Below are 24218 nucleotides of genomic sequence, written 5' to 3'. Positions count from 1 at the left end.
AAGTCGATATTTATCGTTTATAAAGTCGCCATCGTCCGTCGTCCAAACCTGTTCGGCGCGTTGAACAACCTCGACCGTTCCCTGGAGTCCTGATCGACATGACCACCTTGAAAAGTACCCCACGCGCCGATGGCTTCTACATGCCGGCCGAATGGGCGCCGCAAACCCAGACCTGGATGATCTGGCCCGAGCGTCCGGATAACTGGCGTCTGGGCGGCAAGCCGGCGCAGGCCGCTCATGCTGCCGTGGCCAAGGCCATCGCGCGTTTCGAACCGGTGACCGTGGCGGTCTCCGCCGGCCAGTACGAAAACGCTCGCGCGCGCCTCGATGTGCCGAATATCCGCGTGGTCGAGATGTCCAGCGATGACGCCTGGGTCCGCGACAGCGGCCCGACTTTCGTGATCAACAACAGCGGTGAAGTGCGCGGTGTGAACTGGGACTTCAACGCCTGGGGCGGTTTTGACGGCGGTCTGTATTCCCCGTGGAACCGCGATTCCCAGGTCGGCGGCAAGATCCTCGAAATCGAGCGCAGCCCGCGCTACCGTACCGAGGGCTTCGTACTCGAGGGTGGCTCGATTCACGTCGACGGTGAAGGCACGCTGATCACCACCGAAGAATGCCTGCTCAACCGCAATCGCAACCCGCACCTGAACCGCGAAGACATCGAAGCGGTGCTGCGCGACAACCTGTCGGTGGACAAGATCATCTGGCTGCCGGATGGCCTGTTCAACGACGAAACCGACGGCCATGTGGATAACTTCTGCTGCTACGTGCGTCCGGGTGAAGTGCTGCTGGCGTGGACCGACGATCCGCAGGATCCGAACTACCCGCGCTGCCAGGCTGCGATGAAGGTGCTGGAAAGCAGCACCGACGCCAAGGGTCGCCCGTTCACGGTGCACAAGATGCCGATCCCGGGGCCGCTGTTTGCCACCGAAGAGGAATGCGCGGGCGTGGATCCGGTGGACGGCACTCAGGAGCGCAATCCGAGCGTGCGTCTGGCCGGATCCTACGTGAACTTCCTGATCGTCAACGGCGGCATTATCGCGCCAAGCTTCGACGATCCGATGGACGCGCCAGCCCGGGAGATCCTGCAGAAGCTGTTCCCGCAACACGAAGTTGTGATGGTGCCGGGCCGCGAACTGTTACTGGGGGGCGGCAACATTCACTGCCTTACCCAACAGCAACCCGCGCCGCACAAAGAGTGAGTGCGGATGTAACAGCTTGAGTTGATTGGAAAATCGACCGGGCAGTCATTTGTTGCCCACGCTTGAAGAGAAACCCGCAGCCCGTCAGGACTGCGGGTTTCTTTATGTCCGCCGGTCGACAATTTCATTACGTTGGCATAGCTCTTGTATCGCTCATGACGCACTAGGGAGGGGGGAGAACTTCAACAGTTCTGTCATAAACCTTGGATAACTTAGCCGCTCACGAACGGGGAGAGAGCGCTGAAATGAACGCCGAAGTGAACGTAATCAGCGAGCGGACGTTGCATCCCATGGCTGTAAATAGTGAGTCGCTCCAGATTGTCGCGCACTGGTTGAAGTCCAATGGAACGCGTCAGATCAGGGAACCTGATCCGCGCCGGATGATGATCGAGCGTTACCCCGCTGGCCTGTTCAGCGAGGCCGAACTGGATGCACTTTGGGATGTGATGGAAGGATAAGAAGAACAAACAAGGATTGTAAAAAGCGCTGCCGGGATGGCAGCGCTTTTTTTATGGGCGCGAATCAGAAGCTGTAGGTACCGGTCATGACCAGGCTGCGCGGTGCGCCCGGCTGGATCTGGAAGGCGCTGGTGGCCGAAGCGTAATACTCGCGGTCGGTGATGTTGTTCAGCGCTGCACGCAGGTCCCAGTCCTTGTGGCGGTAGCCGACCAGGGCGTCCCAGCGACCGTAGCCCGGCAACACGGTGGTGTTGGCGTTATCGGCGTAACGCTGGCCGACCAGGGTCAGGCCGGTTTCGCCGTACCAGCCCATTTCCGGTTTCCAGGTCAGGAACAGGCTGCCGTTGTGCTTGGCGACGTTGTTGACGCGCTTGCCTTCCAGGCCGTTGTTGTCCTTCTCGATGGTCGCGTCCTGCACGCCGACGCCACCGCGCACATACCAGTTGCCGACGATCTTGCCGGTGCCGGTCAGCTCGATCCCGCGTGAACGTTGCAGGCCGCTGAGTACGGTCAGGGTCGGGTCGTTTGGATCGGTGGTGCGGCGGTTGTAGAGCTCCAGCTCGTAGATCGCCAGGGTGGTGCTCAGGCGATCGTCGAGCCAGTCGCTCTTGACCCCGATTTCCTTCTGCTTGGTCAGCTCCGGGCTCAGGTCGTTGGTGTTGCCGGCCGCACCCGGGGTGATACCGATCAGACCGCCGCCGACCGGAGAGAAGGTCTTGGTCCACGACGCGTAGAACGAGTGGTTCTGCAACGGCGTCCAGACCACGCCGAATCGCGGGCTGGTGCTGTGGCTGTCACGGTCTTCGGAAATGTTGCGCAGCTTGTTGGTCGACTCGATATCGAAAGTGTCGTAGCGCAGGCCGGCCAGCAGTTGCCATTGATCGTTCAGGCGCAGTTGATCCTGAACATAGATCGCGCGGCTTTCGACTTCGGTGTGGCTGCTGCTCGACACCTGCATGCGCCCTGTGTGGCGCAGGTCGCGGTTGGGGTTGTACAGGTCCAGCGACGGCACCGGCTGAGTGCCCCGGCCAGTGGCCGCGTTGTACAGCGTCGGATCGCGGCGCTGGCTGCCGGTTTCGATCCCGGTCAGCAGGCGATGCTCGAGGCCGAAGGTGTCGAATCCACCTTCCAGCTCGACGTTGTTGTAGACGTTGCGGGTGGTCAGGTCCTGTTGCCAGTGCTGGCGGGTGACCTTGTTGGTTTTCGCGTCGAAGCCGGTGAGGTAGGTGTTGTCGAAATCGCTGTCGAGCTTGAACACACCGAGGGTGTGGCGCAGTTGCCAGTTGTCGTTGAGTTCATAGCTGAGTCGCGAGCGCAGGGATTGCGTCTTGTCGTCGATGAAGTCGTGATCGTTGCCGTAGGTCGTGTCCCGGCCAACGTCGGCCGGACGTCCACCGACCCCGGGAATGCCGCGATCCGGCGTGCGGTTGTAGCGGCTGTATTCGTATTGCACCAGCCAGTTCAGGTCAGGCGTGAGCTGCCAGTTCATCGACGGCGCGAACAGTTTGCGGTTGCCGCTGACGCCGTCGCGGAAGCTGTTTTCGTCCATGTTGCCCATGTTCAGGCGCAGGCTGATGTTCTCGCTCGGGTCGGCGCTGAGGTCGGCGTACAGGCTGCGCAGATCTTCGCTGCCGCCCTGGGCCTCGATGGTCGAGCGGCGGCCGGCCTCGGGTGCCTTGCTGACGCGATTGACGATCCCGCCCTGGCTGCCACGGCCGTACAGCACGGCGGCGGGGCCCTTGAGCACTTCGACGCGTTCGATGTTGTGCAAGTCGCGCTTGTACTGGCTGTCGTCGCGGATGCCGTCCAGATAGAAATCGTTGCTGGCATCGAAACCACGGATGCGCAGGCTGTCGAAGCGCGTGTCGCCGCCGCCGCTGACGTTGGGGATTCCGCTCAGGGCGTCTTCGATGTCATTGATGCCGTAGTCCGCGACGTTGGCGGTCTTGATCGAGTCGATCGCCTGCGGCACGTAGCGCACCGGGGTGGAGGTGCGGGTCGCGGTGTTGCTGACCTTTACGCGCGGGTCGTCGGCCTGCGCTTCGGCGCTGATCGACGTGGCAGGAAGCTCGGTCGCGGAGTAAGCGAAACCGGAGGACAAAAAGGCAGAAAGCCCAAGCGTGACGGGCGTGAGACGGAACGGGGCAGGCATTGAAAAGCGCATCCGAAAGGGTGGAAGAATTCGAGCGCGCGAATGGTAATGCTTTGCATTTGCTTCCGTTAATTATTCCGGAAAAGTTCCGTGGTTTGATTGTGTCAATTTGTTTCTGGTTTGTATCTGCGCGGATAACGACGGCATTCGACCGATTGCCGAAACAGACTGAAAGCCATTCCGGCGTTTTTCCGCAACCACCGAGGGATTAACGTGGCTGCCATCGATTTCCCGGAGTTTTCACATGACCCTTCACTACATTTACGACCCTCTGTGCGGCTGGTGCTACGGCGCCAAACCTTTGGTCCAGGCCGCACAGCAAGTGTTGCCGGTAATCGGCCACGCTGGCGGCATGATGACGGGTGCCAACCGCCAGAGCGTTTCACCGCAACTGCGCAATTATGTAATGCCTCACGACCGGCGCATTGCCGAGTACACCGGGCAGCCGTTCGGCGAAGCCTATTTCGAAGGCCTGTTGCGTGATCACACGGCGGTATTTGATTCGGCTCCGCCGATTGCCGCAGTCATGGCAGCAGAAAGCATCGATGGGCGTGGACTGGAACTGCTGGGTCGTTTGCAAACCGCACACTATGTAGAAGGCCGGCGAATTGCCGATGAGTCCGTCCTCGTGGAGTGCGCGGTAGAGATGGGCTACGAGGCGGACACGTTCCTCAAAACCCTGAAAGCGACTGACACCGATCAACACATAAAGAACAGCCGCGCACTGTTGGCGAAACTTGGTGGCCAAGGCTTCCCGACCTTCGCGCTGGAACAGGACGGCCAGTTCACCCTGATCGATATCGGCCCGTGGCTCGGCAAACCGCAGGCGTTTGCACAATGGTTGAGCGAGTCGATTCCGTCGGCACCCGACGCGCAAGGCCTGCCGGTCTGTGGCCTCGACGGTTGTGCGTGACCGGGCATCAAATCCCTGACTACAGGCATTTCCCCGCACGAAGCTTTCGAAAAATTTACTTTTATTAGACGATTTTTGCCTATTTAAAGACGATTCTTGAAATTGACACATTGTTCAGGGCGCGGCTACGATTCGGCCCAACGCCTGTGGCTAACCGCCATGACTCAAAATCAGGAGCAGGCCCGCCATGACATTGTCTTGAGCGGGCCTTTTTGTTTCGGGGTGAATAAAAGAGTGCATCAAGCGCCGTTTCAGCCGTTCGACACAGCGCGTTTCAACCCGTAATAAGGAAAACAAAATGTTGAACAAGCGGATCAGTCTGATCGCATTGGGGATGTTGAGCGCCACTCAGGCCATGGCTAACGACCAGGCCGAGTCCAAGGGTTTTGTTGAAGACAGCAGCCTCAAAGTGCTGCTGCGCAATGCCTACATCAATCGTGACTACAAAGACGGCAACAAGGACAAATCCGAGTGGGGCCAGGCGGCCATCGGTACGTTCTCGTCCGGTTTCACCCAGGGTACTGTCGGTGTCGGCGTTGACGCATTCGGCCTGTACGCCCTGAACCTGGAGCGCAGCGAAGATCGCAGCGGCGCCGGCGGCATCGACTTCTTCAAGAAGGGCGACAGCGGCAAACCGGCCAACGACCTGTCCAAGGGCGGCGCGGCGGTGAAATTCCGCCTGTCCAACACCACCCTGACTTACGGTGACCAGATGCCGGCCCTGCCGGTGCTGAACTACGACAACTCGCGTCTGCTGCCGGAAAGCTACACCGGTACCTTGATCACTTCCAAAGAGATCAAAGGCCTGCAACTGGATGCCGGTCGTTTCACCGCCGAGTCGCGCAAGAGCGCTGAAGGCCGTGACAGCGGTGGTCTGAAGTCGATCAACGTATTGGGCGGTAGCTACCAGTTCACCGAACAATTCAAGGCTGCGCTGTACGCTTCCGACGTCGAAGACGTGCTGAAGAAGCAATACGTGAACGCCAACTACGTGTTCCCGATCGACAAGGATCAGTCCCTGACCCTGGACTTCAACGGTTACCGCACCAAGCTGGACAACTCCTATGTCCGCGAAAACGGTGTGACCGGCGACGACAACAAGATCTGGAGCCTGGCAGCGACCTTCGCCACCGGCCCGCACTCGTTCACGGTGGCGCACCAGCGTTCCACCGGCGACAGCAACCTGGGTTACGCCTACGGCGGCTACCAGAAAGGTCAGGGTCGCGTAGGTGACGGTGGCAACACCATCTACCTGGCCAACTCCTACTGGTCGGACTTCAACGCTGAAGACGAGCGCAGCTGGCAGCTGGGCTACGGCCTGGACTTCGGCGCATTCGGCGTACCGGGTCTGAGCTACAACTTCGCGTACGTACGTGGCGACAACATCACCACGTCCACCAGCGAAGGCGGCACCGAGCGCGAAATCTTCAACCAGTTCAAATACGTCGTGCAAAGCGGCCCGGCCAAAGACCTGAGCGTGAAAGTACGTAGCTCGATCCTGCGTGTTTCGCAGAAATCCAGCGAATACAACGTCAGCGGCAACGAGCTGCGTGTGTTCGTGGATTATCCGATCAACATCTTCTGATGATCGGTTGAACCCGCGAAAACCGATAAAAAACCCCGACTGGTTCGGGGTTTTTTTTTGACGGTTTTTCTGAAAAAAACATGAAAACCCGTGTTTTTGTCATTTGAAATGCACTTTCAGGCCGTTTCAAATCGCGTTTCAAACAGGGCTTTAAATGCCTGAAATTTTTTCTCATGGACGCAAATTCTCCACCTAATAGATTAGGCCGCTCAATGCAGCGGAGAATTTGGTAATGATCGTTTTAACCAGAGAAGTGGGCGAATCGCTACGGCGCGACAAGTACGCCAATGTGCAGGGTGCTGACTTCAATCTCTACGGTCATTTCGCCGACTTCGTCAGACTGACCAAAAGTTGGGAAAACATGGAGCCTGACAGTTACTACGGTCAGGCCGAAGCCGGCATGCGTTACCGTCGTTACAGCGACTTTGAATACAACCCCAAGACGCGCGAGCTGAAGCAGCTGGAACACCGCGCATACGTGCAGTCGAAGGAAAACAACGCCTACGTGGGCGGAGTGGTGCGACACTTCCAGGACTTCTCGGACGAAGTCATCGAATCGCCTGTGATGCGCAGTCTGATCGACACTGATTTCGAAGTGTACAAAAGCGTGTTGCCGGAAGAGCTGCATGATGAAATCTGGCAATGCCAGATCCATCAGATCCGCATCGAGATCAAACCGGGCAAACAACTGGAAATCACGCCGGAAGGCATTCACTGCGACGGTTACCCGTTCAGCGGTGTGCACTTCTGGGGTCGCAACAATGTCGAGGGTGCCGAAAGCCGCCTGTACGACATTCACGAGCAGCAACTGGCGTCGACCACCTACCAGGAAATCCTCGACACCACTTACTTCCTCGACCGCGACATGCGCCACTACGTGACACCGGCGCGCAACACCCATTCCCATGCCATGGCGTACCGGCAGATTCTGGCGATTTCCTTCTCGCGGCCCGGGACCGCTTTCGACATTGTTCGCTAATCAGATCACCCAAATAGACGGCGTCGAATGCTCGACGCCGGTGGTGCTGCGGCGCGCGACGGCCAAGGACGCGCAGCGCATGGAGCGTTTCTTCCGCCAGTTCGACGAAGTATCGTTCTGTGAATGGCAGGACGCCAAGTGCCTGCGCGGCGTGCTGATCCAGAAAACCACCACGGCGTATCTGGCCTTCGATGTTGAAGGCGAGATCGTCGGGGCGGTGCTGGGCGGCATGCTCGGCAGTCGCGGCACCATCAACCATCTGGCGGTCAGCCTGCGCTATCGCAGCCAGGGCGTCGGCCAGCGTCTGGTGGAGGCGGCGTCGGCCGATATGAAACGGGTCGGTGTGCTGCGGATGTTCCTGTTCGTCGATGATGCTAACCTCGCGGGCAAGCGTTTCTGGACTGCCCAGGGTTTCTGTGAACCTCACGGCGAACGGACATTTGAGAGGGATCTATGAATGAAACATCCGGCAGTGCGCCGCTGATGGTCGACCGTCAGCCGTCGCGCACGTTTGCCGAAGCCAGCCCGGTGGTGGCCGGTTATTTCACCGTGTCGTTCGTGTTCGGGCTGATGGCGGTCAACGCCGGGCTGCCGTTGTGGTTGCCGGTGGCAATGTGTCTGTTCGTGTATGCCGGGGCTTCGCAATTCGCGGCGCTGGCGCTGATCAGCAGCGGTGCGTCGCTGACTACCATCGTGCTGACTACATTTCTGATCAATGCGCGGCACATGCTGATGTCGGTCTACATGGCGAAGGCCCTGCGGGCGCTGGGCCTGAGCCGCATGGAGCGCTGGTGCTATGCCGGCGGCCTGACCGATGAATCGTTCGCCTTCCACAGCGTCAAGCTCGGCACCGGTGCGCCGGTGAACATCCGTTATCTGATCGGCTTCAACCTGTTCTGCCACACCTCCTGGGTGATTGGCGGATTGCTCGGCGCCCTGTGCGCGCAGTACGCCTCGCACCTGATCAAATACCAGCTCGACTATGCGCTGACCGCGATGATGCTCTACGTGCTGGTCTCGCTGTGCAACACCCGCAACAAACTCATCGCCGCCCTGGCCGCAGTGGTCTGCATGGGCGCGCTGAGCCTGGTTGGCAGCTCGCCGTTCAACGTTTTCATCGCCACGTTTGTGGGCTGCGGAGTAGGTGTATGCCTGACCAAACGTTCCTGATTCTGGTGGTCGCGCTGATGATGGCCGTGACCTTCCTGCCACGGGCCTTGCCATTGCAGGTCAACACCGAGCACTGGCCACCCTTCGTCGCCCGGGCGCTGGAATACCTGCCGGTGGCGATCGTCGCTGCGATCAGCCTGACACCCTTGTTGATCAAGGATCAGCACATACAGCTCGATCGCCCGGAATTCTATGCAGCGATTCCGACGCTGTTATGTGCGTATTTCAGCAAAAACCTCTTTCTCAGTGTGGCGGTTGGGACGGCTGCGTACATTGCGCTCGGCTCGTTCATGTAGCGGCAGATCGACCACGTCGTTCAACGCCTGGCCGGACAGATCCGGGTTGTTCACCGCCAGGCGCACTTCGAGGAAATCCTCGAACCCGGGGAAAATCGTCAGGCCGTTCTTCTGCGCGGCCTCGCGAGAGACCATGCCGACGGCGTCCATCTGCGTGATGAGCGACAGGGTCAGCGTTTCGCTGCAGGAATAAATCGTCCGCTGACTGTTCTCGTGATTGCCCAGCCCGGCGTCGAGAAAACGCAAAAAGCTGTGGGAATACGGGCAATCTTCTGCAGGACGCACCTGAAACTTGTTGCCAAGCAACGTCAGCGGATCGTTCTCCTGACCGCAGTGCGCGCCGACCACCTGCACCTGCACTTCAGGCAGGACAATGCTTGGCAAACCCGGACGCTGCGGGCCGATCAGCACCGCGAGGTCGAAGTCTTCGTTCTTCAGCTTGCTGAGATTTTCCATCGACTCGGCGTAGCTGAATTCCATCTGGTAGTCGGGGAACACATCGATCAGGCGTCCGATCAATCGCCGGTTGAAGTCCGGGTCCAGCGTGGTGTTCAACGCCACTTTCAACGTGCGCTGTCCCGGCACCTTCAATGCTTCGACTTTCTCTTCCATCTGCCGCGTGGCAATCAGCACTCTGTCCATATAAGGCGTCAGCTCGGTGCCTTGCGGCGTCAGCGTCAAACCTTTGTTGGAACGGCGAAACAAGCGGAAACCGAACTGTTCTTCGACCTTGTTCAACTGCGCGGCCAGGGCCTGCACGGTCAGGCACGAATGCTCGGCTGCGGCCGACAAGGAGCCGGTCTGCACGATGCGCATGAGGTTGCGTAAGGTTCTGCTATCCATGGGTAATGCCCTCTGAAGTGGGCTGGGTATTGTTGTGTACGTGACGGCCTGAACGGCTCCATTTGCCGGCTATATTCCTGTACCTGAGCATAGTTGTCGCGCAATTAGTAGCGAATTGATGTCCCCGCCGATGGCTGGAGGCTGACACAGGATCGGGGTTTTTGGTGACGCGGGGGTGATTGGGGTCAAAAAAAGTGCACGGTTTGAGTGCGTTTGGGCGGATTTTCAAAGGAATTTTGGCGCGATTTTTACAGACTATTCATTACACCACCTCACAAACGAAGTACCCCACCCCTACTTTTTCCCCTCCCGGCTCACGCCTAAATTGAGCTCCAACACCTGACCATCATCCCGAGGGCAGGTCACTGGAGTCGTCGTCATGCCATTTGTCAGCGTACGCATCACCCGCGACGGTGTTACCCGTGAGCAAAAAGCTCAGGTTATCGCCGAAATCACTGAGACCCTGGAACGCGTCCTCAACAAACGCCCGGACCTGACCCACATCGTGATCGAAGAAGTCGACACCGATAACTGGGGCTACGCCGGTATCACCACCACCGAATACCGCCGGCAACTGGCGGAGCGGAATCAGTCCTGACCGCGCCCGCTGTCTTGTCGATCACCATCAATCTGTTGAGGATTTCATCATGAGCCACTCGAAAAAAACCGTCGTTATCACCGGTGCTTCCCAAGGTCTGGGCGAAGGCATGGTCAAGGCCTTCCGTGAGCTGGGCTACAACATCGTCGCCACTTCGCGCTCGATCAAACCGTCGAACGACCCGCAGATCCTGACCATCGCTGGCGACATCGGCGACCCGGCCACCGCAAAGCGCGTGATCAGCGAAGGCGTGGCACGCTTCGGCAGCATCGACACCCTGGTCAACAACGCCGGCATCTTCGTCGCCAAACCGTTCACCGCCTACACCCCGGAAGACTACGCGGCGGTGCTGTCGGTCAACCTCAGCGGCTTCTTCTACATCACCCAACTGGCCATCGCCGAGATGGAAAAACAGGGCAAGGGCCACGTGGTCAACATCACCACCAGCCTGGTCGACCACGCCATCGAAGGCGTGCCCTCGGTCCTCGCTTCGCTGACCAAGGGCGGCCTCAACGCCGCCACCAAATCCCTGGCCATCGAATACGCCAAACGCGGAATCCGGGTGAACGCAGTATCACCGGGCATCATCAAGACGCCGATGCATGGCGCGGAAACCCACGCGGCACTGGGTGCGCTGCATCCGGTTGGGCACATGGGCGAGATCGACGATATTGCGCAGGCGGTGGTGTATCTCGATAACGCGAACTTTGTGACCGGCGAGATTCTGCATGTGGATGGTGGGCAGAGCGCCGGGCACTGATTGATCCGGTAACACAAAGCCCTTGCGTAGATGCGAGGGCTTTTTGTGGGCGACGGTTTATGGGGCTGGGCTCAACACTTTGACCGCGTCATCGACCAGCGCCTTGCTCAACTCCTGCAAGTATTGCGAGGCGCAGGCATGGAGTTCCGGGTCGTTGGCGGCAGAGGTATCTGAGGTAAGCAGTTTGGAAATATGCAGCAGATGCGAGGCGTGGGAGAGGGCGGTGACGACCGGGACGCCGGGGTTGGTGCGGAAGAGGGCGTGGTTGGACTGGAAGGAAAAGTGGGTGAGGCCGAGGGTTTTCAGATCGTGGGGATTGGTCATGGCTTCACCTACCGTTGGCTGGTTGGTGGAAGGGGCAGACTTTGGACGGATCGATGCTAATCATTTGTGAAACTCCCTGTATCAAATGAGCGCTGCCACTTCGTTCTCAGGCGAAAGGGTGGCAGCTATGCGCAGGCTGAGAAACCGGAGATACAGGAACCCGGCAGACCCGAAGGCCTCCCACGCACAGCCGCCATTACACGGAATTGCAGGCATAAAAAAGCGCCGGCAAACGTGGGTTGGGGCGCTGGTGCGCCTGCATCTTACGCGGGTTCTCAGGCCCGGTCGCTGAATTGGCAGCGACGGGTTTGAAGGTAGCGTGGGGGAGGATTGAGCGCAATCGTGGCCAGGTGGTGGCGAGGAGGCCGACATACTCGCACGCAACACTTATGTTGTTTGAGTAACAAATATGTTGCACGGTCGCTCTACCGAAATGCCGAGTGATGTGCGAGAGCGACATCGAATTTCGGCATGCAGTTGGACCCAGTTGTACCCCAATGAGAGGAAACGCGATGTTCGAATATGCGTTGGAAGTCCACGAGGAACCGGGCAGTGTCTGGTTGTCCTGCGCAGAAATTCCAGAGATGCACGCCGCTGGCGACACTCTTGAGGAAGTACTCGACGGTGCTATTGATGCAATGGAAACAGCCTTGTCGATCTACGTTGATGATCGCCGGTTGATTCCGACAGGTGATGCGGGAGAGCAGGAAAGTGACGCTGTTTTGCGTCTGCCTGCATTGACTGCCGCAAAGGTTGGGCTGTGGAATACGCTTTTGGAGTCTGGGGTTAGCAAAGCTGAACTGGCACAACGTTTGGGGGTGCAACGGCCCCAGGTAGATCGGTTAGTCGATTTCCTGCATCACTCCAAAATCGAGAATGTCGAGCGTGCATTGCAGCAGCTTGGGCGGCGGATTTTGCTTTCGGTTGAGGCTGCGTAGATTCCACAACCGAATGATGGAGCGTTCCCGACAGCTATAGCTTTCGGGAGTGGGCATTAGGAGTGGAAAACCAAACCCCAGAAACAACGAAGCCCTTGCATTTCTGCAGGGGCTTCGTTTTGTATGGCGCCGGCACCAGACGAACGGTTTTTGGCTGTGAGGGCAGAGGATTCGCGGGACTGGAATTTGGTGGATTTTGGGTCGTACCTCGTTACGTAGCTATAAATAAATCAGCACTTTATGGCTATTTGTGGAATCGAATCGGCGTGCAACGGCCTTGTCCTTCGTCGGTTTGTGCCCATAAGCCACTTGTCTGCTGCCCAGAATTACGCCGCTGTAAAGACAATTGTCATTACGGTGAGTAAGCCATTATGGAGTCCATCAATGTTCGTATCGACGACGATCTTAAAATCCGAGCCTATCGTGAGCTTGAGCGCTTGGGTGTTACGCCCTCCGAGCTCACGCGCCAAGCCTTGCAGTAAGTCGCCGAGCGCGGGCAGTTGCCTTTTAAACCTGTGCTCATGACCGAAGAGGATGAGGCGCTGCTAGCGACCATTCGCGAGCGCCTTGCCGGCCCTCAGCGAGTGAAGGTTTCGCTGGATGACCTATAGCCTTGAGTTCGATATCGCATCTGGGGGCGGTCGACGGTCCTGATATGGTGCGTAAGCATGGTCGGTAGGATTGGAGTCAAGGGGTGTCGATCCGGCCCGAAAGGCGCTGTGCGATGTCCGCTTCCAAAAACGCTCACTCCAGAGCAGCGGATCAAAGAGCTTGAGTAGTAGCTTGAGTTGATGAACCAGAAGGCTCAGTTCTTCGAGACCGTTGTTGATGCCCTGAAAAATGACTACGGCGTATCGGTCTTAAAAAAGCGATCCGACAAGTCCTCTCACAAGATCAAGCCGCAGGGCTGAGTATTGCCGGGGCTTATCAGTTTCTGGGCATCGAGGCCCGTCGAGAACAAACGGACTGATTCTGCTGCCGAGGATGGCAACCACCTTCGCAATAGACTCGCTAGGTGTGAGTGGAGTAGTGTCTGACGCGAACTCGATCATGAGTCTGGTCAGGCAGCTTGGTCTTGCCGCCCAGGGTGTATAACTCCCCGAAGCGGTCATCCTGTCTGCGAAACCCGCAACGTAAAGGGAGCACGAAAATGACAAGGAGTGTTGCCCACCCGTCCCGTCAGGGGGCTTATTCACCATCTGATGTCTATGTTAAGAAACTCATGTGACATGATATTTTTAATGCGTGCTAATCGCGCAATTCAATTATAGGTTTGTAAATGCCAAGAATTAAATGCAAGTGTTGCGGTTACGAAGAAGAAGCGAATAAAGAGTTTTTCTTCAAAGTGCTAGGCGGAGGTATGGTGGGATTTGGAGGGTACGCTTGGATTGCTTACCTTTTTGCGGGCACTGGATTTGCCTTAGCTATCTGCGTGGCAATCGTTGCGGGCGGTGTGGCGATGCTAGCATTCTCCGATGAGATAACAAAATTCGTGTCGGAAAGATTCGACTGCCCCGATTGCGGTCGGAATGAATGGAGCTTAATTAAGTAGCTCAATCTATAAGTTGCCCCGTTCGAGTGTGTGCTTAACCCGTGGCATGAAAAAAACATGCGTAGGGCGCGTAGCAAGCTGTGCGCCTATGCTGTGTGCGACAGAATATTAAAGGTTAATGGATATATGTCAAAGCGCGCAACTTCATTAACGGGCGCTGCTGGCGAGCATTATGTGGCCTATAAGCTCTCGGCAATGGGTTATCCGACGACTCTGACTAGAGGCGGTTCGCCTGTTATAGACTTGATGGTCGGCGATGTAGGTGGGAATGGTTCAATATCAATACAGGTAAAAACTTCCAGTAGCGCCCGTCGTGTTTTTAAGAGAGACAAGAATAAAGATAAAAACAGGTGGGAATGGGACGTTGGATGCAAGGGGAAGACGCTCAAAGGGGCGTCAATTTTTATGCTTTCGTGAACTTAAAGGGCACCCCGAGCTCTATCAGGAATCCACATCCTGAAGTATTTATTGTTCCCTTCTCGGATGTTGCCTCTTATCTTGAGCGCCCGATGAGTCGCTATATGTTTTGGATAAAAGTTAAGGACAAGCAGCGTTATATAGAAGCTTGGCATCTCATCACTGAGCGCCTCCTTGGCCCTTTTCCTGCTGATCCAAACGATGAGGTGGAGTCAGAGGACGAAGAAAGTGTAGGGGAGCCTGCTTAATCTTTATCCGTCTGACGAAACTGTTCGTTTCGTTCGTTGGACAGCCAAAAACTGTGCTTTTCTGCCCGTTTGCTTAATTGCTAGGTTTTTCTCATGACTATTGGTCTAGATACAAAAAAAATAAACGCATCATCTACCCAGATAATCGGAAATCTTCAAGAGGAGTCGTTGGCAGTTTACTGCTTTCTTCAAGAGCAGTGGGAGGGACAGTCCGCTATTGATAACAAGGTTTTTCAGTTTGTATTCCGATCTTTCTACCGTTTAGACAATGCAGGGCTAACTGACGAGTTCAAGGAAAAATATTTTGAGCGCCTTGAGGCTTCTAGGTCAAGCCAGCCAAATATCAAAAATATTTGCATGGATCTGTATGAGATTAGGAACAGAAAGGGATCGGTGAGTTTGCAGTTTTCATTCGTCACAAAACTTGCGAACACCGTCAATGTTTCATTGCCAATCTATGATTCTGAAGTGGCAAAGATGTACGGCTACAGAGCGCCTTTGTCTGGTAAGCCTGTAGACGAAAGAGTTGATCATCTTTTGAAATTCTACTCCGAATTATCAGCTGACTACGAGAAAATAATTTCAGACGGATCGCTTGATGAAATATTTCAGCTATTTGATAAGGTGTTTCCAAGATACGCTAATATAATTAGTCAGAATAAGAAATTGGACTTTATTATCTGGTCTGCAGGGAAACTAATTGGGAAATGAAAAGCCTAAAAATCGCTGAATGGGGCGCCACTTTCCCAGCCGGCCCTGAACTCAAAGGTTAGGCGGTATTGATTTTTTTGGTTCGCGCGGTAATGTACGTCTGAAAATATTATTCCTATCCCAGCGCCCATAAATATCGCACTTTGGAAGCGGTTGGCACCAGACGAACGTTTTCTTGCTGTGAGGGCAGAGGATGTTCAAGACGACTTTGGCAAAGACCTGTGTCGCATTCAGTATGGGCAGGATCCTGAACGGCCGGTCAAGTCGCTAACGGAGTCGGTTGGGACTAGGGCGATTGAGCTCATCATCAACGGCAGCCCTGCATTTCGGTGCGTCTATTTGGCCAAATTCGCAGACATGGTCGTTGTGCTGCATTCCTTCGTGAAAACGACCAATTAATCGTAAGCGCTCCATGAACCTGCAACTGGCGGAGCACGTTCATAGCTAGAAAAGACGACAGATTTATTTTTCGATCGATTTATTTTTCGATCTATTGTCAGTGTTCTATAGAGCGTGGTGGCGATCACCGGATACCGAAGTCCAGCGCAAAAAACTCCCCATTGCGGCAAGAGCATTCTCCAAACCCCAGAAACAACAAAGCCCCTGCATTTCTGCAGGGGCTTTGTTTTGTATGGTGCCGGCACCAGGAATCGAACCCGGGACCTACTGATTACAAGTCAGTTGCTCTACCATCTGAGCTATACCGGCGTGTGGGCGACGATTATAGCGACTGGGTTGGTTCTGTAAACCCCTGAATTCTGACTATTTTTGCGCGGGCGTCGATCAGGCTCGGCGCAGGACGTTGCGCAGTTTCTGGATCGCTCGCCAGACGCGGTTGTTCTGGAGGGCGCGCAGTTGGGCTTCGGCGTGTTCGGCGCGCTGCGTGGCGGCGCTGATTTGCGCCAGGGCGTCGGCTTCGCCGGGGCTGACAGGGTGGGCGAAGGGGTGGCCGAGGCATAGCTGGAAGTTGTCGAGCTGGCAGGGCGGCATGTCGAAGGCGGGTTTGAGGTTCAGGTGTTCGTCGGCCAGAAAGTAGCTGTTGAGGCCGTCGAAGCAGACGTTGGTGTAGCCCGCGTCGGTGATCAGGTGTTCCCAGGTGTGGTCGCGTTCGAACGGGGTTTCGATGAGGATGATCCACGGGCGGAAGCGGACGAAGTCCATGCCGCGCAGCACGGTTTCTTCGTGGCCTTCGACGTCGATTTTCAGGAAGTGGATTTCGCGGCCGGCGACGTGTTCTTCGCAGATCGAGGTCAGGGTGCGGGCCTTGACGGTGAGGCTGCGCACATCGAGGCCAAGGTCGCGACGCTCCTGGGCGGTGACCGGGTCGGCGGTGGACAGGCCGGTGCCGGGAATGCCGTAGAAGGTCACTTCGCCGGGTTCATCGCTGGCGATGCATTGCAGCGTGGTGTCGCGGGGGCGTTGCTGGCGCAGGGCGTCGTGGAAGTTCTGCATCGGCTCGACGTTGATGCCGCTCCAGCCGCGATCATAGAACGCCTTGGTCACCGAATCGTGGGTCGGGTCGTTGGCGCCGACATCTATATAGAAGCCATTCTCGAAGAATTTAAGGGCGCGCCACAGGCGGATGTCTTCGAAATTCTGTGCGTAAGAGATGAACGTCACGGTCGCTCCCTGTCGGTCAGGTTCTTCTTGTTCGTGCGTGCGCTGCCGGCACGGTGTGAGCCTGTATAGCAAGGGTGGTTGGCAGGTGCAATTTTCCGTTCCCTGCGTCCGTGATTCGGCGGTTATGTCCTTTTGCTTGGGGGCTTATGCACAACGGGCTTTGAAGAAGGCGGGCTTAGAGAGGATTTTGTGGACGGGTTCTCATTTGAATCGCAAATCCCTGTTTTACCGGTTTTTTATTCATGTGAACAAAAAATGACCAAGGCTGTTAATGGCTTGAAACAGGCGTGGATATTGGATCCACGAGAATTCCATCAACAGAGTTATCCACAGGATGTGAAGAATTAAGCGCGTTCCGCCAGTAGCAGGAAATTGCGCGGTGTGAGCGGCGCTTCGCAGAAGGTGCCGAGACGTACAACGTATCCCTGCTCGGTGAGGAAAAGTGCCCGATCAAGATTCAGCCAAAGTTCCAACGGCCGTCGGAACAGTCCGCGCAGCAGTTCCAGGTTGCGAACTTCGGCCAATCGCTGCCAACCGGCGGTTTCCAGTGCCGGCCAATCCTGCTCGCCGATTGTGGATAACTCTTTCAACGCTGCCAGGTCGCGGCAGAAGTCGGCGAACGGTTTTTCCAGCCATGCGCTCGGCAGGGAAGGTGTCGGCAGGTATTCGTCGATGCCGCGTACTTGCCGTTGCAGCAAATCGAAAGCCAGTCTGCGGGCCATGGAGGTGTCGCGTTGACGTCGGACGCGGGCGCCGGCGGTGACGGTTTCGCTCATCGGCAGCGACAGATCTTCCAGCGAGAGCTGTAGGGCTGATCGCGAACCGGCGCAGGACAACGCCTGATATTCAGTACGACTGATCCGGTTATAGCAACACGGTGCGATCGCCAATTGTCGGCAGCCGGCCGCCGAAGCCAGTTGCATCAGCCGCACATGCAGATCGCCGCAAGCGTGCAGGGCAACAGGCGTGTGTTCGCTGTTCAGCAATAAAGCCGTGTCCGCCGCGAGCACATCCTGTTCGACATGCAGCGCATGCAGGTGATGACGCTCGCTCAGCGCCTGACCGCTGGCGACCAGCACCGGGTCATACTCCAGGCAGGTGAGCTGCTGACCAGCGCCGAGCAGGCGCCGCCCCAAATGGCCTTTGCCTGAACACCAATCCAGCCAGTGCTTCGGTTGTGAGGCAAACGACAAGCGGCTGGCGAACGCCTCGATCTGCTGCCATTTGCGCCCCGGTACATCGACATTCAGGCGATGGTTGGCAGCTTCCAGTGAGTGTGCGGGCAACTCACCCACCACACTCAGCTCAAGCGACAACGCCGCCAATGAAGCAAACGGCTCCGGCGCACTCAAGAGTTCGGCAGGGTTGTTGTGAGCGTTTTCCGCTTCTTCCAGTGAGCGCCCGCGTAGCCACGAAGCCAGCTCCGGGCAGGACGCTTCCCAGGGAAGTTGCAGATGAGTAAACGGGCGAGGCTTCCACAGCGCATGATGTGCTGTGAGAAATGTATCCAGTGCGGTGAAACGGGCGAGTAAGGCCTCGCCCGTCAGCACGTAAGAAGAATCAGCGTCCCTGGCACGCATCGACGCGCAGCCAGCGTTCCAGCAATTTGAAACCGCGAACCAGCACGTAGGCCATCACCAGATAGAACAAGCCGGCAGCGAAGAAGATCTCCACCGGCAGGTAAGTGCGGGCAATGATCGTGCGCGCCATGCCGGTCAGTTCCAACAAAGTCACGGTGCTGGCCAGGGCGCTGGCCTTGAGCATCAGGATCACTTCGTTGCTGTAGGCCGGCAGGCCGATGCGGGCGGCGCGCGGCAAGATGATGTAGAACAGCGCTTTCGGCCGGGACATGCCCAGTGCCCGCGCCGCTTCGATTTCGCCCGGCGGAATCGCCTGGATCGCGCCGCGCAGGATCTCGGCGATGTACGCCGCAGTGTGCAGGGTCATGGTCGCGGTCGCGCACCAGAACGGATCGCGCAGGTATGGCCACAGCGCGCTGCTGCGCACCGCGTCGAACTGCGCCAGGCCGTAATAGACCAGAAACAGTTGAACCAGCAACGGCGTGCCACGGAAAAAGAAGATGTAGGCGTAGGGCAGCGAGCGCACATACCACAGCTTCGACGAGCGGGCGATGCCCAGCGGGATTGCCAGCAGCAGACCGGCGATGACGGCGATGGCCACCAGTTCCAGGGTCAGGGTCGCGCCCTGCGCCAGTTTCGGCAGCCACTTGATGATGACTTCCCAGTTCATTGAGCGCTCCTCGCGAAGCCGCGGGCGGCGCGTTTTTCCAGAAAGTGCATGCCGGTCATCGCGAGCACCGTCAGGCACAGGTACATGAGGGCGGCGACCATATAAAAGGTGAATGGTTGTTTGGACACCGTTACGCCGATCTGCGCGTGACGCATGATCTCTTCCAGGCCGATGACCGATACCAGCGCGGTGTCCTTCATCAGGATCATGAACAGGTTACCCAGACCGGGCAGGGCGATGCGCCACATCTGCGGCATGATCAGCCTGGTGAAGATCCGCCATTTCGACAGGCCCAGGGCCACGCCGGCCTCACGGTGGCCCTTGGGAATGGCGAGGATCGCGCCGCGCAACACTTCCGTGGCGTAGGCGCCGAAGCACAGGCCCAGCGCGATGACGCCGGCGGCGAAGGCGCTAAGTTCCAGTTCGGGATTGCCGAAGAACTCTCCGAGCGCGCGCATGGCGTTGACCGTACCGAAGTAGATCAACAGCACCCAGAGCAATTCCGGGACGCCGCGCACCAGGGTCGAATAAGTGCCGCCAAGCCATTGCAGCGGCTTGTACGGGGAAGTCTTGGCCAGGGCGCCGAGCAGACCGAGCACCAGCCCGAGGCACAGGGCCGTGAGTGCCAGTTTGACGGTCATCAGCGCGCCGGCGGCGAGCGCCGGGCCGAATCCGTAGAGGTCGATAATCATGGATTTCTTTTCAAATCGCGGCAGGCAAGGCCGGGAGCCTGCACCGTCGGATCACGGCGCAGGTCCCGCACGTCAGGATCAGTAGATGCTGAACGGGAAGTACTTGTCGTTGATCTTCTTGTAGGTACCGTCGGCGACGATTTCCTTCAATGCGGCGTTCAGCTTCTCACGCAGCGGGTCACCTTTGCGCACGGCGATGCCGATCTTGTCGCTTTCCACGACCGGGTCGCCCTTGAACTCGTAGTTCTTGCCGGCATCGGTTTTCAGCCAGTCATAGTTGGCGTACTTGTCGGCGAGGATCGCGTCGACACGACCGGAAGTCAGGTCGAGGTAGGCGTTTTCCTGAGTGTCATAGAGTTTGACCTGGATATCGCTACCGTAGGTGTCTTCAAGCCAGGTGCCGGCCAGGGTCGCGCGTTGCGTGCCGATGATCTTGCCTTTGAGCGCGTCCTTGTCGGTTTTGAAGTCGACGTTTTTCGGCGCGATGAACTGCAGCTTGTTCGAGTAGTACGGGTCGGTGAAGTCCACCGCACCCTTGCGCTCGTCGGTGATCGACAGCGAGGAAATCAGGAAGTCGAACTTCTTGGCGTTCAGGGCCGGGATGATGCCGTCCCAGTCGGAAGTCACGACGCTGCACTCGACTTTCATCTTGGCGCACAGGGCGTCGCCGATGTCTTTGTCGAAGCCAACAACCTGGCCGCTGGCGTCTTTATTGTTGAACGGCGGGTAAGCGGCTTCGATGCCCATCTTCAGGGTCTCGGCCATGGCGCCGGCGCTGAACGCCAGGGAGACGGCGGCGGCCAGGAAGACCTTTTTGTAGTTCTGCATGCGGGTAGCTCCGTTAGCGGTTGCTGGACATGAATTGTTTGCAGCGCGCCGAAAGCGGGTTTTCGAACACCTGCTGTGGCGATCCTTGCTCTTCGACCAGGCCCTGGTGGAGGAACACCACTTCACTGGACACCTGACGGGCGAACCCCATTTCGTGGGTCACGAGCAGCATGGTGCGGCCTTCTTCGGCCAATGCGCGGATGACATTAAGTACTTCCTGGACCATTTCCGGGTCAAGGGCGGAGGTGGGCTCGTCGAACAGGATCACCTTGGGCTGCATCGCCAGCGTGCGGGCAATCGCCGCGCGCTGTTGCTGACCGCCCGACAGTTGCGCAGGGTAGGCGTGGCGCTTGTCGGCGATGCCGACCTTGGCCAGCAGGGCTTCGGCGACTTCGATGGCTTCGGCCTTGCTCTGGCCGAGCACGCGGCGCGGGGCTTCGATGATGTTGTCGAGCACGCTCATGTGCGGCCACAGATTAAAGTTTTGAAACACAAAACCAATCTCGGAGCGCAGGCGGTTGATCTGCTTGCCGTCGGCGGCAACCAGCTCGCCATTCTTGGCGGCCTTGAGCTTGAGTTCTTCGCCGGCAACCAGGATCTGGCCCTGGTGCGGGTTCTCCAACAGGTTGATGCAACGCAGGAACGTGGACTTGCCGGAACCGGAGGAACCGAGGATCGAGATCACATCGCCGTCGCGGGCGGTCAGCGAGATGCCTTTGAGCACCTCAAGCTGTCCGTAGCGTTTGTGCAGGTTGCGGATTTCAAGCGCGGGCGTGGCCTCAGCCATGTGCGTTCCTCATATATGTTGCGCTCCAGCTGTTGGTGGCCTTCCTGGCGAGGCGGCCAAGCTAGCATAGCGTTTCAATGGCAGCCAACAGCGCTACGAGCGGTAAACGGATGGCGTGTGGCAGGTTGTCGCATCAGCGCAGCAGACTGTCGCCCCGTCAACAACCGAACGGGCGTTTGAACGTTGATTCCCGTGGGTGTCGCGTAAAAAAAGGCGCGATGTTGCCACCTTTGGCGGGGTGTTGGAAGCGCTATCCGGCCGAACGTTCCTCATTCGCCCTTTTATTGTGCATCCCGCACTTTTTCAGTGTGTTTCTGGTGCGCTCGTTCGTTTGAAAAGTGAGTCGCAGGGTAACGCTTTGGCGAAAGGCCAGTATTCTCAAGGACTTGCGATGACCGTCCGGTCGCGCTAAAAACCGCGGGCCAGAAGACTTTGAAACATTTTGGCGCAATTATTGCGTGCAGAATCTGGAACGCCCCGTTGGATTCTTTTTACGAGAAGGAACGCCAGACGGGCCGGACGCAATCGCTTTCCTCGCAAAGGTAGTTTCAATGAGCAGTACCCCAAGCTCCAATGGCCTCGAACAGGGGCTCAAACCGCGTCATGTGACCATGCTGTCGATCGCCGGTGTGATCGGTGCAGGTCTGTTCGTCGGCTCCGGCCACGCGATCGCCGCTGCCGGCCCGGCCGTGCTGCTGGCCTATGCCGCTGCCGGCATGCTGGTTGTGCTGGTCATGCGCATGCTCGGCGAAATGGCTGTTGCCTCGCCGGACACCGGCTCCTTCTCGACTTACGCCGACCGCGCCATCGGTCACTGGGCCGGTTTCACCATCGGCTGGCTCTACTGGTGGTTCTGGGTATTGGTGATCCCGCTGGAGGCCAACGCCGCCGCGACCATCCTGCACGCCTGGTTCCCGAGTGTGGAAATCTGGGCCTTCGCGCTGATCATCACCATGCTGCTGACCGTGACCAACCTGTTCAGCGTGAAAAACTACGGTGAGTTCGAATTCTGGTTCGCCCTGCTCAAAGTCGTGGCGATCATCGGTTTCATCATTCTGGGTGTGGCGGCGATTTTCGGCTTCCTGCCGAACAGCCAGGTGAGCGGCGTTTCGCACATCTTCGACACTCAAGGCTTCCTGCCAAACGGCCTGGGCGCTGTATTGGGCGCGATCCTGACCACCATGTTCTCCTTCATGGGTACCGAGATCGTGACCATCGCGGCCGCGGAATCGAAGAACCCGGGCAAGCAGATTTCCAAGGCCACCAACTCGGTGATCTGGCGGATCGGTTTGTTCTACCTCGTATCGATCTTCATCGTCGTAGCCCTGGTGCCATGGAATGATCCAGCGCTGGCCAGCCTTGGCTCCTACCAGACTGTGCTTGAGCGCATGGGCATCCCTAACGCCAAGATGATCGTCGACATCGTGGTTCTGGTTGCTGTGACCAGCTGCCTGAACTCGGCGCTGTACACCTCTTCGCGCATGCTGTTCTCCCTCGGCAAGCGTGGCGATGCTCCTGCCATGGCAACTCGCACCAACAAGAGCGGCACGCCTTACTGGGCGGTGATGCTGTCCACTGGCGCGGCGTTCCTGTGCACCTTCGCCAACTACGTGGCCCCGGCTGCGGTGTTCGAGTTCCTGCTGGCCAGCTCCGGCGCCATCGCGCTGCTGGTGTACCTGGTGATCGCGGTTTCGCAGCTGCGCATGCGTAAACAACGCATGGCTCGCGGCGAGAAAATCGTCTTCAGCATGTGGCTGTTCCCGGGCCTGACCTACGCGGTGATCGTGTTCATCGTGGCCGCCCTGACCATCATGCTGTTCCAGGAAGCCCACCGCGTGGAAATCCTCGCGACCGGCCTGCTGAGCCTGGTGGTTGTCGCGACCGGCATGCTCGTGGCGCGTCGTCGCAAGGCAGAAAACCGTGGTGCGGTGGTGTTGAACTGATCCGTATCGCGTAATGCAGAACGGCCGCTGTCAGCGATGACAAGCGGCCGTTTTTGTTTGCGGGCGAGGTTTATTCGCTTTTTTCTTCCTGCGTTTCGAGCGACTGGCCGTAGGTGTCCAGTGCCTTCCCGAAGTCGGTGATGAACTGCGGCTCGCTCAGCCAGGCCTGGGCTGTCTCGCGATCCATGCCATCGGCCCACATGCGATAGTCGATCAGCATGTCGGCGGCCAGGTGAGTCGCAGCCATGCCTTCGTCGTCGGCGTTTTCCATGTCCAGCAGTTCAGGATGGTCGACGATGATGAACGCCAGTTCCCGCAGCAGGGTCAGCAGCATGTCGTCGCGGCTGACGGCTTCGGCGTCGCGCATTTTGCTGAACATCGCCAGGGTGTATTCCGGGATCGGCTCGGCCAGGTGACCGTGGTCATCGTCCAGGGCCAGAGGTTTGCGGCCGACCATGCGGATCTGCTTGGCTTTGGCCTTGGCGCGTTTGGCGCGTTTCTGCTGTTTGTTCAGGGATGCCATGGGAACTCAGTCTTTCTGTTGGGTTTGCGCGGCGATCGCGTCGGACGCGGCCACATAGTCTTTCTGGAAATCAGGCGACTCGATCCACGCCAGGGCACCGGCTTCGTCGGTCTCGGTGGACCACTGGCGGTACTCGATCAGGGCGGCGAGGATGAAATCCATCGCGCCTTCTTCGCCTTCCTGCTCGTACACCAGCTCCAGTAACGGGTCCTCGAGGAACGCGGTGCACATGGCCTGCTGGCTGATCTTCTCGGCGTCGATCATTTTCTTGAACAGTTCGGTCAGGTCCACCGATTCGAAATCGATGCGGTCGTCGTTCGGGTCCAGCTCGACCGGTGCCTCGGCGCGTTTGGTGCGGTTCTGCTTGGCCTTGGTCTTGGCCCGGGCGGCGCGTTTTTGCTGCTTGTTGGCGGAAGCCATGGTGTG

The 24218-nt window shown here is 57.8% G+C and carries 25 protein-coding genes, 1 tRNA gene and 3 pseudogenes; 17 read left to right on the top strand and 12 right to left on the bottom strand.

The annotated features are described in order from the left end of the window. Positions 1–98: 98 nt before the first annotated feature. Positions 99–1205 (top strand): agmatine deiminase, encoded by a 1107-nt coding sequence (aguA, locus tag AC07NR_RS15670; RefSeq protein WP_248738647.1) that lies wholly within the window; start codon positions 99–101, stop codon positions 1203–1205. Between the two features lie 245 nt (positions 1206–1450). Next, complete coding sequence (locus AC07NR_RS15665) at positions 1451–1663, top strand: hypothetical protein (RefSeq protein WP_065257771.1); 213 nt, start codon at positions 1451–1453, stop codon at positions 1661–1663. Between the two features lie 64 nt (positions 1664–1727). Here AC07NR_RS15665 and AC07NR_RS15660 read toward each other — a convergent pair whose 3' ends face one another. After that, positions 1728–3815 (bottom strand): TonB-dependent receptor, encoded by a 2088-nt coding sequence (locus AC07NR_RS15660; protein WP_305833312.1) that lies wholly within the window; start codon positions 3813–3815, stop codon positions 1728–1730. 244 nt (positions 3816–4059) lie between these two features. Between AC07NR_RS15660 and AC07NR_RS15655 the strand changes: the two genes are divergently transcribed. The 6 genes from AC07NR_RS15655 (at position 4060) to AC07NR_RS15630 (ending at position 8758) form a co-directional block, all read left to right on the top strand. Further along, complete coding sequence (locus AC07NR_RS15655; RefSeq protein ID WP_305833311.1) at positions 4060–4728, top strand: DsbA family protein; 669 nt, start codon at positions 4060–4062, stop codon at positions 4726–4728. A 298-nt stretch (positions 4729–5026) separates the two neighbouring features. Then, positions 5027–6313, top strand: a complete 1287-nt coding sequence (locus AC07NR_RS15650; protein WP_085733304.1) for an OprD family porin — start codon at positions 5027–5029, stop codon at positions 6311–6313. 232 nt (positions 6314–6545) lie between these two features. After that, positions 6546–7292 (top strand): 2OG-Fe dioxygenase family protein, encoded by a 747-nt coding sequence (locus AC07NR_RS15645; protein WP_114881035.1) that lies wholly within the window; start codon positions 6546–6548, stop codon positions 7290–7292. A 79-nt stretch (positions 7293–7371) separates the two neighbouring features. Then, a complete protein-coding gene (locus AC07NR_RS15640; protein ID WP_007952618.1) occupies positions 7372–7749 on the top strand; it encodes a GNAT family N-acetyltransferase in 378 nt (125 codons plus the stop codon). Then, entirely contained in the window at positions 7746–8462 is a 717-nt protein-coding gene (locus tag AC07NR_RS15635; protein ID WP_085608636.1) for an AzlC family ABC transporter permease, read from the top strand. The genes AC07NR_RS15640 and AC07NR_RS15635 overlap by 4 nt, the downstream gene beginning before the upstream one ends. Continuing rightward, positions 8441–8758, top strand: a complete 318-nt coding sequence (locus AC07NR_RS15630; RefSeq protein WP_007952614.1) for an AzlD domain-containing protein — start codon at positions 8441–8443, stop codon at positions 8756–8758. Before AC07NR_RS15635 ends, AC07NR_RS15630 begins: the two co-directional genes overlap by 22 nt. Here the strand turns inward: AC07NR_RS15630 and AC07NR_RS15625 are convergent. Then, positions 8675–9601 (bottom strand): LysR family transcriptional regulator, encoded by a 927-nt coding sequence (locus AC07NR_RS15625; RefSeq protein ID WP_085712740.1) that lies wholly within the window; start codon positions 9599–9601, stop codon positions 8675–8677. The two genes, AC07NR_RS15630 and AC07NR_RS15625, sit on opposite strands and share 84 nt — an antisense overlap. A 379-nt stretch (positions 9602–9980) precedes the next feature. Between AC07NR_RS15625 and AC07NR_RS15620 the strand changes: the two genes are divergently transcribed. Further along, entirely contained in the window at positions 9981–10199 is a 219-nt protein-coding gene (locus AC07NR_RS15620; RefSeq protein ID WP_065257763.1) for a tautomerase family protein, read from the top strand. Positions 10200–10248: 49 nt separating this feature from the next. After that, on the top strand, positions 10249–10959 hold the full coding sequence (locus tag AC07NR_RS15615; protein WP_423204692.1) for an SDR family NAD(P)-dependent oxidoreductase: 711 nt from the start codon (positions 10249–10251) through the stop codon (positions 10957–10959). Between the two features lie 57 nt (positions 10960–11016). Here the strand turns inward: AC07NR_RS15615 and AC07NR_RS15610 are convergent, their stop codons facing one another. Continuing rightward, a complete protein-coding gene (locus AC07NR_RS15610) occupies positions 11017–11283 on the bottom strand; it encodes a DUF3077 domain-containing protein (protein ID WP_423204693.1) in 267 nt (88 codons plus the stop codon). A gap of 512 nt (positions 11284–11795) precedes the next feature. Here AC07NR_RS15610 and AC07NR_RS15605 point away from each other — a divergent pair. The 6 genes and pseudogenes from AC07NR_RS15605 to AC07NR_RS15580 form a co-directional block, all read left to right on the top strand. Next, complete coding sequence (locus AC07NR_RS15605) at positions 11796–12221, top strand: type II toxin-antitoxin system HicB family antitoxin (protein WP_495078899.1); 426 nt, start codon at positions 11796–11798, stop codon at positions 12219–12221. Between the two features lie 371 nt (positions 12222–12592). After that, positions 12593–12832: pseudogene (locus tag AC07NR_RS15600) on the top strand (type II toxin-antitoxin system RelB/DinJ family antitoxin). Between the two features lie 6 nt (positions 12833–12838). Further along, positions 12839–13164 (top strand): annotated as a pseudogene (locus AC07NR_RS15595) (IS3 family transposase); the annotation flags it as partial. Between the two features lie 977 nt (positions 13165–14141). Beyond that, positions 14142–14438: a hypothetical protein gene (locus AC07NR_RS15590; protein ID WP_495078898.1), complete on the top strand. Its 297-nt coding sequence runs from the start codon at positions 14142–14144 to the stop codon at positions 14436–14438. A gap of 93 nt (positions 14439–14531) precedes the next feature. Continuing rightward, the gene (locus AC07NR_RS15585) at positions 14532–15149 is read left to right on the top strand and encodes a hypothetical protein (protein WP_495078897.1); all 618 of its coding nucleotides are present in this window, start codon (positions 14532–14534) and stop codon (positions 15147–15149) included. A 135-nt stretch (positions 15150–15284) separates the two neighbouring features. Continuing rightward, a pseudogene (locus AC07NR_RS15580) lies at positions 15285–15545 on the top strand (type II toxin-antitoxin system RelE/ParE family toxin); the annotation flags it as partial. 236 nt (positions 15546–15781) lie between these two features. Here the strand turns inward: AC07NR_RS15580 and AC07NR_RS15575 are convergent. The 7 genes from AC07NR_RS15575 to AC07NR_RS15545 all read right to left on the bottom strand — a co-directional run bounded on the left by AC07NR_RS15575 (position 15782) and on the right by AC07NR_RS15545 (position 21326). Further along, positions 15782–15857: transfer RNA gene (locus AC07NR_RS15575), tRNA-Thr, on the bottom strand. Positions 15858–15932: 75 nt separating this feature from the next. Next, positions 15933–16769 carry an FkbM family methyltransferase gene (locus tag AC07NR_RS15570; protein WP_495078896.1) on the bottom strand — a complete coding sequence of 279 codons (837 nt, stop codon included), beginning with the start codon at positions 16767–16769 and terminating at the stop codon, positions 15933–15935. Positions 16770–17113: 344 nt separating this feature from the next. After that, the gene (locus AC07NR_RS15565; protein WP_495078895.1) at positions 17114–18349 is read right to left on the bottom strand and encodes a methyltransferase; all 1236 of its coding nucleotides are present in this window, start codon (positions 18347–18349) and stop codon (positions 17114–17116) included. Continuing rightward, complete coding sequence (locus tag AC07NR_RS15560) at positions 18330–19019, bottom strand: ABC transporter permease (protein WP_085712748.1); 690 nt, start codon at positions 19017–19019, stop codon at positions 18330–18332. Before AC07NR_RS15560 ends, AC07NR_RS15565 begins: the two co-directional genes overlap by 20 nt. Then, positions 19016–19711 carry an ABC transporter permease gene (locus AC07NR_RS15555; RefSeq protein ID WP_495078894.1) on the bottom strand — a complete coding sequence of 232 codons (696 nt, stop codon included), beginning with the start codon at positions 19709–19711 and terminating at the stop codon, positions 19016–19018. The genes AC07NR_RS15560 and AC07NR_RS15555 overlap by 4 nt, the downstream gene beginning before the upstream one ends. A gap of 78 nt (positions 19712–19789) precedes the next feature. Continuing rightward, positions 19790–20539 carry an ABC transporter substrate-binding protein gene (locus AC07NR_RS15550; RefSeq protein WP_085712750.1) on the bottom strand — a complete coding sequence of 250 codons (750 nt, stop codon included), beginning with the start codon at positions 20537–20539 and terminating at the stop codon, positions 19790–19792. Between the two features lie 13 nt (positions 20540–20552). After that, positions 20553–21326, bottom strand: a complete 774-nt coding sequence (locus tag AC07NR_RS15545) for an ABC transporter ATP-binding protein (RefSeq protein WP_007897462.1) — start codon at positions 21324–21326, stop codon at positions 20553–20555. A gap of 551 nt (positions 21327–21877) precedes the next feature. Between AC07NR_RS15545 and gabP the strand changes: the two genes are divergently transcribed. Further along, the gene (gabP, locus tag AC07NR_RS15540) at positions 21878–23269 is read left to right on the top strand and encodes a GABA permease (protein ID WP_134825169.1); all 1392 of its coding nucleotides are present in this window, start codon (positions 21878–21880) and stop codon (positions 23267–23269) included. A gap of 70 nt (positions 23270–23339) precedes the next feature. Here gabP and AC07NR_RS15535 read toward each other — a convergent pair whose 3' ends face one another. Further along, entirely contained in the window at positions 23340–23792 is a 453-nt protein-coding gene (locus AC07NR_RS15535; RefSeq protein WP_114881081.1) for a hypothetical protein, read from the bottom strand. Positions 23793–23798: 6 nt separating this feature from the next. Next, entirely contained in the window at positions 23799–24212 is a 414-nt protein-coding gene (locus AC07NR_RS15530; RefSeq protein WP_085712753.1) for a hypothetical protein, read from the bottom strand. Positions 24213–24218: the final 6 nt, after the last annotated feature.

Source organism: Pseudomonas sp. GW821-FHT09C09, assembly GCF_059418105.1.
The sequence above is the reverse complement of the archived record's forward strand: the minus strand, read 5'-3'. Positions and strand labels throughout refer to the sequence as shown.